Origin of the sequence: Allocoleopsis sp. (genome assembly GCF_036703385.1) — a bacterium.
Taxonomy (GTDB): domain Bacteria; phylum Cyanobacteriota; class Cyanobacteriia; order Cyanobacteriales; family Coleofasciculaceae; genus Allocoleopsis.
Genome location: NZ_DATNPA010000709.1, coordinates 1 through 14,758, shown reverse-complemented (window position 1 = coordinate 14,758; position 14,758 = coordinate 1). Strand labels below are relative to the sequence as shown.

10 protein-coding genes are annotated in these 14,758 nt (G+C 46.9%); 1 reads left to right on the top strand and 9 read right to left on the bottom strand.

Going from position 1 to position 14,758, the window contains the following annotated elements; translation table 11 throughout:
- Nucleotides 1–348: 348 nt before the first annotated feature.
- Nucleotides 349–501: a hypothetical protein gene (locus V6C93_RS33465; RefSeq protein ID WP_333481011.1), complete on the top strand. Its 153-nt coding sequence runs from the start codon at nt 349–351 to the stop codon at nt 499–501.
- A 203-nt stretch (nt 502–704) separates the two neighbouring features.
- On the opposite strand, the gene V6C93_RS33460 is transcribed toward V6C93_RS33465, so the two are convergent.
- The 9 genes from V6C93_RS33460 to ispG form a co-directional block, all read right to left on the bottom strand.
- The gene (locus V6C93_RS33460; protein ID WP_333481010.1) at nt 705–2,630 is read right to left on the bottom strand and encodes an AAA-like domain-containing protein; all 1,926 of its coding nucleotides are present in this window, start codon (nt 2,628–2,630) and stop codon (nt 705–707) included.
- Nucleotides 2,631–3,256: 626 nt separating this feature from the next.
- A complete protein-coding gene (carB, locus tag V6C93_RS33455; protein WP_333481009.1) occupies nt 3,257–6,517 on the bottom strand; it encodes a carbamoyl-phosphate synthase large subunit in 3,261 nt (1,086 codons plus the stop codon).
- A gap of 48 nt (nt 6,518–6,565) precedes the next feature.
- Nucleotides 6,566–6,751 (bottom strand): hypothetical protein, encoded by a 186-nt coding sequence (locus tag V6C93_RS33450; RefSeq protein WP_333481008.1) that lies wholly within the window; start codon nt 6,749–6,751, stop codon nt 6,566–6,568.
- Between the two features lie 339 nt (nt 6,752–7,090).
- Nucleotides 7,091–8,005 carry a hypothetical protein gene (locus V6C93_RS33445; protein ID WP_333481007.1) on the bottom strand — a complete coding sequence of 305 codons (915 nt, stop codon included), beginning with the start codon at nt 8,003–8,005 and terminating at the stop codon, nt 7,091–7,093.
- Nucleotides 8,006–8,058: 53 nt separating this feature from the next.
- Nucleotides 8,059–9,588, bottom strand: coding sequence for a helix-hairpin-helix domain-containing protein (locus V6C93_RS33440; protein ID WP_333481006.1), 1,530 nt, complete (start codon nt 9,586–9,588; stop codon nt 8,059–8,061).
- 40 nt (nt 9,589–9,628) lie between these two features.
- Nucleotides 9,629–10,408: a PP2C family serine/threonine-protein phosphatase gene (locus tag V6C93_RS33435; RefSeq protein WP_333481005.1), complete on the bottom strand. Its 780-nt coding sequence runs from the start codon at nt 10,406–10,408 to the stop codon at nt 9,629–9,631.
- A gap of 17 nt (nt 10,409–10,425) precedes the next feature.
- Nucleotides 10,426–11,082, bottom strand: a complete 657-nt coding sequence (locus tag V6C93_RS33430) for a vWA domain-containing protein (protein ID WP_333481004.1) — start codon at nt 11,080–11,082, stop codon at nt 10,426–10,428.
- Nucleotides 11,083–11,300: 218 nt separating this feature from the next.
- Nucleotides 11,301–13,232 carry a hypothetical protein gene (locus tag V6C93_RS33425; protein WP_333481003.1) on the bottom strand — a complete coding sequence of 644 codons (1,932 nt, stop codon included), beginning with the start codon at nt 13,230–13,232 and terminating at the stop codon, nt 11,301–11,303.
- Nucleotides 13,233–13,424: 192 nt separating this feature from the next.
- Nucleotides 13,425–14,642: a (E)-4-hydroxy-3-methylbut-2-enyl-diphosphate synthase gene (gene ispG, locus V6C93_RS33420; RefSeq protein WP_333481002.1), complete on the bottom strand. Its 1,218-nt coding sequence runs from the start codon at nt 14,640–14,642 to the stop codon at nt 13,425–13,427.
- Nucleotides 14,643–14,758 lie beyond the last annotated feature (116 nt).

The window sequence follows — 14,758 nt, the reverse complement described above, 5'->3', positions numbered from 1 at the left end:
TGATTTTAGTTCGCTTTGCTTTAGCCGCAGTGTTATTTTGTTCCTTTTCTACAGCGCGACAGAAAGTTAGTGCAAGCGGGTTTAGAACTGAGTATATGGTTGGGAATGGGTTACGCTACCCAAGCGATCGCATTATAGTACACTACAGCACGCCGTAGTGCTTTCATTAGTGCGCTTTACGTCATCTTTTTGCCCCTGCTACTGGGAAGTTTGGGACAACGGATTCGCTTGCCGATCGCAATTTCGGCAGTGTTATACCAATTTCATAAATGTTTGCTACAGATGCTGCTCTGGTTCCCCCCTTAATAAGGGGGGTAGGGGGTCGATGTGTAGCGCTATTTTAGGAAATTGGTATTAGCTGTGGTTGGTGTGGGATTATTGTCCTATGATGGCTCAAAGCCTAATATCGGGGATGTTTGGAGTTTGGGAACGGCATTGAGTTGGACATTATATATTTGGCGTCTGGAATTTATGCGACTCGCTTTAACACCTTATCGCTGACGGCAACTTAGATTTGGGCCTTACTGGGATTTTCCTTAATTGGGGTACGGCTAAGTCATCCCGCGTGGCTAAATCCAGGGATACTCGTTTCACAACTTTCTTGGCAACCGATATTGTATAATTAGAGCGATCGCACGCTCAGTCTGCTTCTCTAAGGCACAATAAGGACACGACACGCTAGAGACCGCTGTCAGGTGAGCATTTTAGACCTCAAGTTGGTACAGCGATATCGGTTCTTCAATCCCCTCAAATTGCCGTTGACCCAGGTTAATTGGTTGCAGTGATAGATGGTTTTTAACGGCTTCATAAACCGCTTGAGAAATACAAATACCTCCCGAAGGAGCTTCACTTTGTAAGCATTCAGCGACCTTGATTCCAGTTCCAATAATATCGCTGCAACTGAAAATAATCTCACCCAAATGAATTCCGATGCTATGAGTGAGAACCGATTCTGCGATTAGTTCAGTCGATTGCTTCAATGCCAGTAGAATTTCTTGAGCGCAATTTACAGCATTAAGTGCACTGGGAAAGTAGATCAACAACCTCGCGCCAAAGGACTTGAGGATCTGACCCTCAAACTGCTGAGCCAGCTGGGTGATGAGTTGGAAGTCTTGGTAGAGTTGAGCCTGCGTCCGTTCTGGATCAGCCTTCAGATTATCCTCAAAATTTACGGCATCCGTGAAAAGAATCGTGGCTAGGCGACTTTCTTGGATTAAATTCAACTGTAACCTGCTGAGGCGATCGCTAAAATATTGACGATACAACATGCAACCGGGCATTACCTGCTGATTTTGCACCCGTACCAGTCCCATACTTTGTAACTTAAATGCCTGTAAGGGTTCCAATTCCACTGGGCTTTCTGACCTGACAACCCGAATCAAAGCACTGGCTAGCTCTGGATACTGTTTTAGATTCCACAATTGCCGTCTCAGATAATTACTGTAAATTCCATCTTCGGCGACGGCTGTCTCTAATAGCTGTTCAAGTGTAATCTCTTCACGGCTAATGTGATGAAGAGCCAGCTGTACTAAATAAGGATTTCCACCAATCAAAGCCATTAATTGTTCAACATACTCAGTTGTCCAATTTAGTTCATAGCGGGTAGCTAAATCTTGTACCTGTTCACGAGTAAAGTCTGGCAACTCAATGGAGAATCCGACATTAAAAGGGGATTGATTGATGTTGAGGGGAATATAAACTTCTGTAGAATGGACTACTAATAACCGCAGATTTTGCCAAATATCGCTACTATCATCTCCATACTTGGTTTTCTCATACCAAGCTCGTAGCAGACCGAAAAAGTCGGTGGCAATTTCTGGGTAATTGAACACCACGTCCACTTCATCTAAGGCTAAGACAATCGGAGTGTCAATTGCTGCCAACAAATAATTTTCAAAATAATCGGTGCAGTTGTAGTTGCTGCCAAAGATATCATCCCAATACTCAGCGAGTTGATTCGGGACGCCCAAACTCCGAGTCACGATCGCACAGAACCACTGAAGAAAACGAGTTAAATTCGAGAAAACAGTGGAATCCGCCAATTGAAAGCTTAAAGTCACGGTTTTATAACCTTTTGTTCTCGCATGGGCGAGAATCTTTGCCATCAGTGAGGTTTTCCCCATCTGCTTGGGCGCTTTGATCCGAATCAACGCTCCAGGATGCACAATACTTTCGTAACCCAGCCGCTCAATTGGGGGACGCTCCACATAAAAGGGAGAATTTAGAGGAACTTGACCTTTTAATGTCACTCTCTGCTGACTTTCTAGATGAGCCTGCTCCAGCTTGGTGTAATCATTGGGGTTGAGCGTGAGTTGAAATGCACTGAAGAAGGACTCCAAGCTGTGCCGATCCACGGGAGTTTGGCGACGTTGTATCCGAGTCAGAGTATTAATACTCAAGGCCGTGCGATCACGCAAGTCTTCCAGAGTGTAGTGATTACCAGAGTTTTCTTGAATTTCTGACTCGCGCTTGGCAGCTTGCAGACGCTTCCAACCTTGAACCGTTAAGATAACACCGCGCTTACGTTTGGGTGACCGATTTTCCGTAGATACCAATTTTTTATCCTCCCAAGTCATCGTTTCTTGGGTCGTTTTATTTTCTATCGGTACAAATGGAGTATTAGGCTTCAATTTTTCAGGGTAAAAACTTTCCTTTTTTAATCTTCAAGCGGCGATGTGTACGTTTTTAGGCTGAGATTTTGTGTATCTAAGATAGCGCTTAGATAGAGACTGGGCAAAGATTCAAGGGCAAGGGAGAAAGATTGATTTTAGAAGCCCTTCAGCTTTGTTCGCTCTCCCCTTTCCCAATAGCTGTGAAAGTGTAGCTCCTAGCCATAACAGCTCATGCAACTACGTAGAGTTTGTCATTAAACTGCCAATTTTTCAAGACTAGAACACCAGCCCTGTAAAAACACTTGACAATAACTATTTTATGTGTTTTTAAAGATTTTTGGTGCGCAATCTATAGCGAGTGCTCAAAACTTTCTATCCGAAAGCTTCGCCTCTACAGGCGCTACGTTGACACGAGTAGCTTGAGCCAGATCTTGCACCTCATCACCCACAGACTGGAAGTCTGGGGCTATACAAACGTTCGCGTCAGCGTTCCCGAAGGGTAGGGTTAGCCTGCCTCCGCAGGCCCTAAAACCTTGATTTTTTATAGTCCGTCCTCGTATGCTCTCCGGCGGCAGACATCGTTTGTATAGCCGCAGGTTCCAACCTGTTGGCAACTGGTGCAAGGGCTGAGTTAAGCCAGCCAATCATTTAATATAGTCCTGTAAGGCCTTGACCTCCAGCGGTTGGGACTGCAATGAGCGAATAGCGGCAGCTGTCGCCTTCGCCCCCGCAATTGTTGTGATAATCGGAACTTTGTAAGCCAAAGAACTACGGCGAATTAACCGCCCATCCACTCGTGCCTCTTCCCCAGATGGTGTATTGATAATCAGCTGAATCTGTTTATTTTTAATCCAATCCAGCACATGAGGACGACCTTCATGGAGTTTGAGGACTAACTCAACATCGATCCCATGCTCCTTCAGGGCGTGTCTTGTCCCTTCAGTGGCGACAACATGGAAGCCTAAGGCGATGAAGTCTTTCACGACTGGGACAACACTGGGCTTATCGCGATCGCTCGTTGAGACAAACACGGTACCGGAAAGGGGTAACTTCTGACTCGCGGCTAATTCAGCCTTGGCAAATGCTTTACCAAAGTCTACATCAATCCCCATCACCTCACCTGTGGAGCGCATTTCGGGTCCCAAAATCACGTCTGTACCCGCAAATTTCTCAAAGGGTAACACGGCTTCCTTAACCGCAACGTGCTTGATGATGGGTTCCTGAGTTAACTCTAGGGATTCTAGAGTTTCACCGGACATAATGCGAGAAGCCAGTCCTGCCAGGGGAACCCCTGTTGCCTTCGAGACATAAGGAATAGTCCGCGATGCTCTAGGGTTAGCTTCCAGGATGTAAACTTGCGGCTCATAGCCTTGGAGTCCTACTACCGCAAACTGGATATTCATCAACCCGATGACTTTGAGTTCCTTGGCCAACTCTACCGTCCATGTGCGAATTTTGTCCAAGACGGTTGGGGGTAGAGAAACGGAGGGGAGAGAGCAAGCGGAGTCACCGGAGTGAATCCCCGCCTGTTCGATATGCTCCATAATGCCACCAATCACCACACGACCCGTATGGTCTGCGATCGCATCTACATCGACTTCTACGGCATTTTCCAGGAATTTATCAATCAGAATCGGATGTTCTGGCTCAACCTGTACGGCAAAAGTCATGTACCGTTCCAATTCCATGTCGGAATAGACAATTTCCATCGCCCGTCCTCCCAATACATAAGAAGGACGCACCACAACGGGATAACTAATGCGCTTAGCTACATCCAAGGCTTCTGAGTAACTTCGGGCCGCACCATTGGGGGGCTGTTTAATGTCTAGCTTACGCAGAATTTTCTCAAACTTTTCTCGGTCTTCTGCAATATCAATTGAGTCCGGCGAAGTGCCCCAAATCTTGGTTGGGAGTGCCTCTTGGATATCAGGACGGCGCAAAAATTCTTGCAAAGGTACCGCTAGTTTCAGGGGTGTTTGACCACCAAACTGAATGATGATGCCTTCGGGTTGTTCTGTTTCGATGATGTTGAGAACATCTTCTTTGGTTAGGGGTTCAAAGTAAAGGCGATCGCTCGTGTCATAATCGGTCGAAACTGTCTCTGGGTTGGAGTTGACCATGATCGTCTCAAACCCCTGTTTACTCAGAGCATAGGAGGCATGACAGCAACAATAGTCAAACTCAATCCCCTGTCCAATTCGGTTCGGACCACCCCCCAAAATCATCACCTTGCGTTTATCGGACGGTAACACCTCCGTTTCTTCTTCGTAGGTGGAGTAATAGTAGGGGGTGAAGGCTTCAAACTCCGCCGCACAGGTATCTACAACCTTGTAAACGGGTACAATGCCCAGACTCTTGCGGTAAGCGCGAACCTCATCTTCAGTGGTTTTGGTGGCGAAGGCAATTTGGCGATCGCTAAATCCTTGGCGCTTTACATCCCATAGTTGCTCTTTTGTCAACTGCTTTAAGGGAGTCCGCTTCAGGGATTTTTCGGTATCTAGCAGCTGTTCAAATTTATCCAAAAACCAGGGGTCGATGTTGGTGAGTTCGTAGACTTCTTCCACCGTCATCCCCATCTGCATGGCGTGGCGTACCGTGAAGATTCGCTCTGGATGGGGGGTTCTCAAACCTGCGCGAATTTGTTCCAGGGAAGGCAGCTTCTCCGCTTTATCACTACCCCAACCCCCACGACCGGTTTCCAGCGACCTCAGCGCTTTCTGGAACGACTCTTGGAACGTGCGCCCAATCGCCATTGCTTCCCCAACCGACTTCATTTGCGTGGTGAGGACAGGTTCGGCACCGGGGAACTTCTCAAAGGCAAATCGTGGGACTTTCGTCACCACATAGTCAATGGTGGGTTCAAAGGAAGCGGGTGTTTTCTTGGTGATGTCGTTGGGGATTTCATCCAAGGTGTAGCCGACGGCTAGTTTGGCAGCCATCTTTGCAATTGGGAACCCTGTTGCCTTGGAGGCTAGGGCAGAACTGCGAGAGACGCGAGGGTTCATTTCAATCACAATCAAGTCGCCGGTCACAGGATTAATGGCAAATTGAATGTTGGAGCCACCGGTTTCTACACCAATCTCGCGGATAATTTTAATCGAGGCATCCCGCAGCCGTTGGTATTCTTTATCCGTCAGGGTTTGGGCAGGAGCAACGGTGATAGAGTCGCCTGTGTGAACCCCCATCGGGTCGATGTTTTCAATCGAGCAGATAATCACGACGTTATCAGCCAAGTCGCGCATCACCTCTAGCTCGTACTCTTTCCAGCCTAAGAGCGACTTTTCTACTAAGATTTGCGACATGGGGGAGGCATCTATACCAACCTGTGCCATTTCTTCGTATTCTTCCTGGTTGTAGGCGATACCGCCACCCGTGCCACCCAGAGTAAAGGCGGGACGAATAATCAGGGGATAGGAGCCAATTTGTCGGGCAATCTCTTTGGCTTCATCCATATTGTTCACAATCCCCGACGGACATACCGCTACCCCAATTCGCTCCATCGCTTCTTTGAACAACTGGCGGTCTTCTGCCATCTCAATGGCTGGGAGTTTAGCTCCAATCAACTCAACGCCGTACTTCTCTAGTACCCCATTTTTCGCTAGAGCAACAGCGAGGTTGAGGGCGGTTTGTCCTCCCATCGTGGGCAATAGGGCATCGGGTCGCTCTTTCTCGATGACCTTCTCCACAATTTCTGGCGTCAATGGCTCAACATAGGTACGGTCAGCGGTTTCGGGGTCGGTCATGATACTGGCGGGATTGGAGTTGACCAGTACTACTTCATAGCCTTCTTCCCGGAGTGCCTTACAAGCCTGAGTACCGGAATAGTCAAACTCACAGGCTTGTCCAATTACGATGGGGCCAGAACCCAAGAGCAGAATTTTGTGGAGGTCGTCGCGGCGAGGCATATTTCGTTCGTCCGTCGTAGATGACAGTGCAGACCAAATTATTCTAAATTAAATGTCCTCATCGCAATTATTTGCAGCCGTTTTATCCAAATTTGATGACTTAGCAGATACAAGGGTCTGCTCAGGGTCTTCAGGGGAATGGTACTGAGATAACATGGGTTCGTAGTCATCACCTTGGTACTGGACGCGATCGCATCGCTTACTACAAGGTTTACTTTGTAACCTTTCTTTCATAAAAGCCTTCTGCCTCCTCACGCTTAGCTCCGGTGTCTTCTGCCTTAAAAGTAGGGAGTATGGAGTAGGGAATGGGAAATACCACTTTCATACATGGCTGTGAAATTTTTTCATCGGGACTGCCTTGAAAGAAGGGAGTGGGGAATGGGGGAAGAGTCTTTTATTGTTTGTTGTGAGCGTCCAGCTCATGGGGGTCTTGCACTAGAGCGCCGGTTCAGTAATCCCAGCCATAACGAAAAATGGTCATTCTGGCGCTCATCTTCAAGGGAAAATCAGGCTCTTGATTATTACTGAATCGGCGCTCTAGCGGCTCTCCCGTAGCCTTTGCCTTATTTTTAATTATTTAGACTTTTCCTTCACAAGAACATTGTCGAAATAAACAGCGACGGCACCCTCTTCACCCCGCGATGACTGAACGGCTATTGTTCCCGACCTGTAAGATGTATCTCTAAATAGTCCTACCATTTTATCATTAATAAATCCCATAATTAAATTATCTTTGCAAACTAGTCTTAAGTTGTTTTTCCTATTTCCGTTGTTAATAATACCGCTACCTTCTGCATCCACCCGGTCATCCCAACTAAGACTTGAATATTTTCCCATCACAAAATACCCATTGCCATTAATTTTTAAATAATAAAAGCTTGGATTTTCGCCTCCCTTTACTCTGGCGAGTAGACCAAAGTAAAGATTATCTGGGCCGTTGACTTTTACAACGTCTGCGGAAAAGTCAACATCTGATAAGGTTGTACCCTCCCAGCTAGACCACCCAGAATCGCTCACTTTAGGTTGGGTTTGAAACAGACCCCCATCTTTTATCATGGCTCCCTCTGTTAGCCTCCAGTTTTTGGGCGAAGTAAAGGTTTCCTGGATAACCACGTTTTGAAAAGTCCTCAAATCGAATTGAGATTGCCATTTAGAATAAGCAACGGTTTGCAGCATGAAAAATACAGCCATCGCAACCAGATAGACTTTATAAATATCAGAAGAGCGACCCGTGCGCTTGAGTCCCTGAGTGAGTCCTAGAATTCCACCCAATAAAAGACCTAACAACAACCAACCAATGGCTGGATTTTGTACGCCAATTATCGTAAAAATATTGGCTATACTGTCGATTAGCAATATAACGGTTGTTCCAATAGAGGCGAAAATATTCACTAACCAGAATATAATCGTTCCAATTGACCAAACGAATAAAAAAAGTAATAGAGTTAAACATCCACAGCCGCATCCTCTATTATCGACCTGGTTCATGATGGATACTACTGAAAACGGAAATTAAGAGTTAATTTTTTGGCTTTGTGAATTTACCTGCGCCAACGCATGGAGATAACCACGAATCCAATCATGAATCCCATGATAAACGCGCCAACTCCCCCAGAGACCCACTGAACGGGTTGAATAACATTCAGGAGCTTCTCTGGCGGAATTCGGATAAAAGGAAATCGAATGACCTCGGGTGGGTAATACAAAACCCAATCCTTGAATGTTGCTGATGCATCTCCCAAAAAAGTCCGAATTAACCAGACAATCCCACCTGTTGCAAGACCTGTCCCAGTCGTCCACGCTAGAAGTACACGAGTTTTTAAGGGTACGGTTGGAACAGAACGTTGGGGAAATTTAGAAGAAGAAACTTTTCTCGGTTGTGTAAAAAAAGGCGCAAATCCAGCCGAATGATGAGCAAATTTAGAAGAAGAAACTTTTCTCGGTTGTGTAACAACCGATGTAGGACTGACGACTGGTTGGGGAAATGTAGCCGGGGAAACTTGTCTCGGCGGTGGTGTACGCTGTAGAGCTGACGCTGGCTGGATTTTAGGCGTTGGGAATGCAAATATATCAAGACCATTATGAAGTTTGCGATCGCACCAGTAGCACTTGCCATAAATCATGCTGTAATAGTGGCTGTCTACCTTTCCACAAACCGTTAAATGTTCAACAGCAACGGAGAGTGCCTTACGCCATTCTCTAGCCGTTGGACGTACAGAAGGGTTCGTATGCCCTTCATTAAAACATCTGAGAAAACATCGCTGAATTTCTGGATGAACAATCTCTAAGGGAATTGTAAATGGCCCTGGTCTAATTAAACTGTTGGGTGCATAAGACCAAAACCCCCGACGGAGTAATTCATTGGGGTCTGGTGAATCACCTGCCCCTATCCATTTCCCTTTAAAAGGTTTATCGCCAAATAGCAACAGATGAATTATTACGGCTAACCGAAAAGAGTCATGAACTTCAGTCTGATTAGTGGTACGAAAATCTTTTCCTAACAATTCAACGGGCGTAAAACCTTCTGAACCCACTAGGCAGCGATACACTTGACTCGTGCTAGGATGATAAACCTGAAAGGAATCTGTATCAATAATAGAAGGCAACGCTCGGTTATTGACTAAAATATTTTGTGGCTTAATATCACCTAAGATATAGCCCTCTGCATGAATGGCTTCGATAATGGAGGCAATATTGAGCGCTGTAGTGTGTAGAAATTTCCAATCAACTTCAAGCTTAAGTTGTTGGCGACGCTTTGAACTATAAACATCCAGAAGTTCCTTTGCTCCTGCGATCGCAGGCATCAAAAAACCTAAAATAGAGCCATGACGATCCTTCAGCAATTCCTGAGGCCAAGCCAAGGAGACATGGTTAAGATGAGCGTTTGGGTCTTTAGGTGGATGCGCCACCATTACCTTGAGTTTTTCAATTCGCTCCGCGTCAACAGAGTGGTAAAGTTTGGCTAGATAGCCACTGCGATCGGTTTGCCAAACGGCTCCCTCACCACTGCTAGCAATCTGCTTCGTTAGGCAAATGGGTTGAGCCGTACTGACGCAGGTGAGGATTCTCATATCAAGTCAAACGTCAAAAATCACAAATGGGCATAGAAGTTCAAGTTGGAGCGTAGAGGCACAAGAGTAAAGTTTTATCGTCATCTGTTCGAGCATTCAGCCGCTCAGAGACGAGGAAATTCTGAATATATTCATCATCCTGCTCTGGTTCAGGGGTTTCCCACAGATACTCTTCTAAGGGCTTAAAAAAAGGTGGAAAAGGTGTCCAATCACTCATCCTAATCGCCACCCTCTCCAGTCCATCTGTTGACGCACAGATAAACTTTTGTTGGCCTGAGACAACATTAACCTGCATCTCATCTAAAGCATGAGCCGATGTAACAAAGGTCGTTTGGTTGACGAATTCACCTTTATCCGGCTGGAAAAGTAACTGGTGTTCTTCTCCCGGTAAACCAACAACCATAAATCCATCCCCAATCTGCATGGCAGCCAGCCAATCAGGAGTCGCCACGAATACTAAAAGTGTACAAGCTAAGTCAGCGATCGCATAATTTTCCTGGACGGCTTTTTCCTCTAACGTAGCAATAACCTCTGCCACAAGCTTAGAGAAAAGTTTTCTTGCCTCCTTCCCATTCAGGGGGTGCGAAAGCTGCTCCTCTGGTTGAGGCGATCGCGCAATCTCCCTGAAAATGGTAATAACTGTTTCTACAGCTAATTTAGCGCCAACATCAGCATATTTAGCGCTACCTGCCCCATCCGCAACGGCTCCAACCACTACATCCTGATTCAGAATGCAATAATTGCCGTAATCTTGGCAGGGTTGCTGCTGTTTTTGATGACGAGTTCCTACAGAGGAACGAACAACGGCTCTCCAAGCCATGCCAACTCCTCTAGACTCTAAGTGTTAATTTGACCCCATCCCACTGGTGGAAGCGGTACCGCTTCCCCAATTTTGGCACTGGAAACCCGTTTCATGGAAGTGCTTAACCAGACAAATAAGGAACTAAAATCTAGACCCTTCAAAGTTACCGGTGGTCGTTCAGGTGGGGCAAGTTGTTGCAGGGTATTCATGTCTGCACCCTCAACCGCCACTGCAAAGAACGAGAATTTGCCATTGCTCTCTCCCTCCCTCACCCGTTGTGCCGCACGCTGCCAACTATCTGTCGGTGCTCCATCGGTAATCAGGAATACCCAAGGGCGATAATACTGAATGCCGTTGTCTTTGTAAGTTGCTTTACGAGTTTCTAGCAAATCTAATGCATACTCAATCGCTTGACCCATTGGGGTGACACCATCTGCGATTAACGGTGAGGGCGTGAAGTAGTCAACCGTCACAAAATCTTGCAGTAACTTCACCGGGCCAAAGGTGACAATCGCGACCTCTGCACTCAGGGATGCTTGTGTGTCTTTGAGTAAATCTTCCTTAAAAATACCAATTCCTCGATTCAATTCTTGGATGGGTTGACCCGCCATTGAAGCAGACGTATCGAGGAGAAGAATGACTGGGCAGCGATTTTCTGGGTTTTCGGCAAATTCCGGTAATCCTACAGGCATCTAATGTTCCTAAAAATTCTTGATTGAATCTACTACTTTTCTAATCTAAGGTGGGCAATGCCCACCCTACTACTCGACTACTATATTTGAAGGCAACTTCCTAATAGACCAGGCTGGTACACATAAGTGACCCGTTCAACCAGGTTCAAAAGCTTAGTGTAAAAGCTTTCTTCCCTCCTGCCTCCTGCCTGCTGCCTTCTTCTACTAGTGCCATTCCCTCACCCCCCAACATGGATGGCAGGACGACGTTCCGGCTTCTTCTCCGCCTTACGCAGGACTTCACGGGTAACTACTGCAATATCGCCTTCACCAAATAAGATAAAGCGCAGCAAGTATTGGATGGGGTTTCCTTCTACCCAGCCAAAATAAGCATGGGGAATCTTACCAGTTTGGTCTCGGATATACAGAAGTAAGGCTGCGATCGCGTTCGGTACCGCTGCACTCTCTGCACGTAGAATACGGTAGCGATCAACCTCCACGCCTTTGACTCGGATGATGCCCGTAAATTCCGAAGCATCGGCGACCTGAACCTCTAGAAATAGGATGGGGTCGGTGGGTGGAATATGATGGTCTTCTCGCACCTGTTGCTCTTTTAAAACATACTCTCGCACATGGCCCGTATTTCTGCGATTAGCAATCAGTCGTAACGTTTCCTGGCTCTCTTGACCAATGAATTCACGAGCCGTTTCGTCAATTTCGATCCGCTCAACTCGAAGTTCAGTAGACCGCCACACGCGTGAAATCAGCGATGTAACGATAATAGTACCGATGAAGAACGTAGCGATTCTAATCCCTTCAGGTCTCTCGATGATATTGACAATAGTGGTGTAGATAAACAACAGCGTGATGATTGCAAAGGCGAGCGCTCCTGCCTTAGATCTGTGGCGGTGGGCTGATAGAGTCACAGCCACTGCGGCTGAAGACATCAGTACTAACACACCAGTTGCGTAAGCCCCACCCTGAGCTTCCACACTAGCCTTGAAGATAATTGTGACAACAAAGGCAATAACGGTATAGACTAACACCAAAGGTCGCGTTGCTCGTGCCCAATTTGGTGCCATCCCGTAACGCGGCAGGTAACGAGGTACGATATTGAGCAGTCCAGCCATTGCGGATGCGCCTGCAAACCACAGAATACTGATGGTGCTTAGGTCGTAAATTGTGCCAAAGCCACCACCTAGATACCGATGTGCCAGATAAGCGAGGGCACGTCCACTTGCTTTGCCCCCAGCTTGAAATTCTGCGGCTGGAATCAGCAATATAGTGACTAAGCTACTAGTGAGCAAAAAGAAGCTCATGATCACAGCAGCCGTAGCCAGCAGGTTGTGTGTATTGCGAATGCGCTTCTTGGGCTGTTCCCAAGTATCGCTGCTGCTACCCCGCACAAGGGGCATAACCGCCACGCCAGTCTCAAAGCCTGACAATCCCAAGGCTAGTTTTGGGAATAGGAGGGCGGCTGCACCAATCATGAGCAAAGGGTTATCATGTTGTGCGAAAAGTGCACTCTGCCAATCAGCGATCGCAGATAGGTTATTCAAGATTTCATAGAAACCGACCCCAATAACAATGACATTCAACAGTAGATAGACTCCTACCAGAAAAACGGCAATACCGATCGCTTCTCGGAAACCTCTCAGGAAAACTGCCCCTAGCAAGGCTATCAGTACTAGGGTAATCGCGATCGTCTGATGGTGAATGAAACTTGGTATGAGCGGATTTTCGACGATATGAGCGGTAGCATCAGCCGCTGAGAGGGTAATCGTGATGATGAAGTCGGTTGCCACAAATCCGAGTAGGCATAGTACGAATAGCTTGCCTTGCCACCAAGGGAGCAAGTGTTCAAGCATCGAGATCGAGCCTTCACCATGAGGACTGTGGGTGGCAACACGTCGATAGATCGGCAACGCTCCAAACAGCGTCAGCAAAACCAAAATTAGGGTGGCAACCGGAGAAAGAGCCCCCGCTGCCAATGCGGCAATACCCGGTTGATAACCAAGGGTTGAGAAATAATCCACACCCGTTAGGCACATCACTTGCCACCAGGGATGGGTACGGTGATGTCCTGCCTTCTCGCTTCGCTCTTCTTGTTCAAGGAACCAACGGATTAATTTTATGTTGAGCCGTTTTCTTGAAACAAATGGTTTAGCCATCAAACACTACTCCTTTTGTATCGCTGTATAGATGCCATTTCGCACCACAATATATTGCGCTCATCAGCTCTTTTTAAGAACTCTCGTTTTTGTTCATAGATAAAGCACCAACTTGAAGAAGGATAAAGATTTTAGAAACAAGAGGGTGAGCCATGCTCACCCTACCTGAGAAAAAGTTATGTTTAGATGGCGCTAAGGCTCCACCCAGCGACCATCTGCTTTGATGAGATTAATCAACTCTTCAACGCCTTGATCTTCCGGTACCTTTTTTATCTCTTCCCTGCCGCGATAGAGAGATATATAACCGGCTTGCTTGCCCACATAACCATAGTCAGCATCTGCCATTTCACCGGGTCCATTGACAATGCAACCCATGACAGCAATATCTAAACCCGTCAGGTGTTTAGTCGCTTCCCGGACTTTGTGCAGCACCTCTTCTAAGTTAAACAAGGTACGACCACAGGACGGACAGGCGACGTATTCCACCATCGTCTTTCGTAGTCCTAAGGCTTGCAAAATGCTGTAGCAAACAGGAATTTCTTTTTCGGGTGCTTCGGTGAGGGAGACGCGAATCGTATCACCAATGCCATCTGCTAATAAAGGTGCCAGACCAGCGGTAGACTTAATCCGACCATACTCCCCATCACCCGCTTCCGTGACACCTAAATGCAAGGGGTAATCCATACCCAATTCATCCATGCGCTTCACCATGAGGCGGTAAGCAGCTACCATCACAGGAGCTCGTGAGGCTTTGAGGGAAATCACGATGTTACGGAAGTCTAACGATTCACAGATACGAATGAATTCTAGGGCAGACTCCACCATTCCTTCTGGAGTATCGCCGTAGGTAAACAGCATCCGTTCGGCAAGAGAACCGTGATTCACCCCAATCCGCAATGCCTTGCCCTGCTCACGTAGGGAAACAACCAGAGGTTCTAGGGTTTCGCGAATTTTTTCCCCAATTTCGTTAAATTCGGCTTGGCTGTATTCGTTGCGGTCGGCTTTCGGCTTCTCAAAGACGTACAACCCTGGATTAATCCGCACTTTATCAACGTGCTGGGCAACTTCCAGAGCAATTTTCATCCCGTTGTGGTGGACATCGGCAACTAAGGGTACAGCTTGGTACGTTTGGATGAGTTTCTGCTTGATTTCTGCCAAAGCCTTGGCATGAGCCATACTGGGCACTGTAACGCGGACAATCTCGCAGCCAATCTCATGCAAGCGGCGAATAGCGGCAACGGAACCGTCTATATCTAGGGTGTCTTCATTAATCATCGACTGCACGACCACAGGGTAGCCACCCCCAATCGTGACACTGCCGACCTGGACAGGACGGGTTTTGCGTCGATGAATGGTCGTGTCAAATTCCGGTGCTTTAGGTGCGGTTTGAGGGGTCGGAAGAGTTTGCATAAACTATTGGCTGATTTGGAATAGAGAATATATCAAGTGTTTGTCTCTATTCTCTTCTCAGAGTGCCACAGTTGCGATCGTTTGGGATTAGGGGATAAACAAAGGTGCGATCGCAT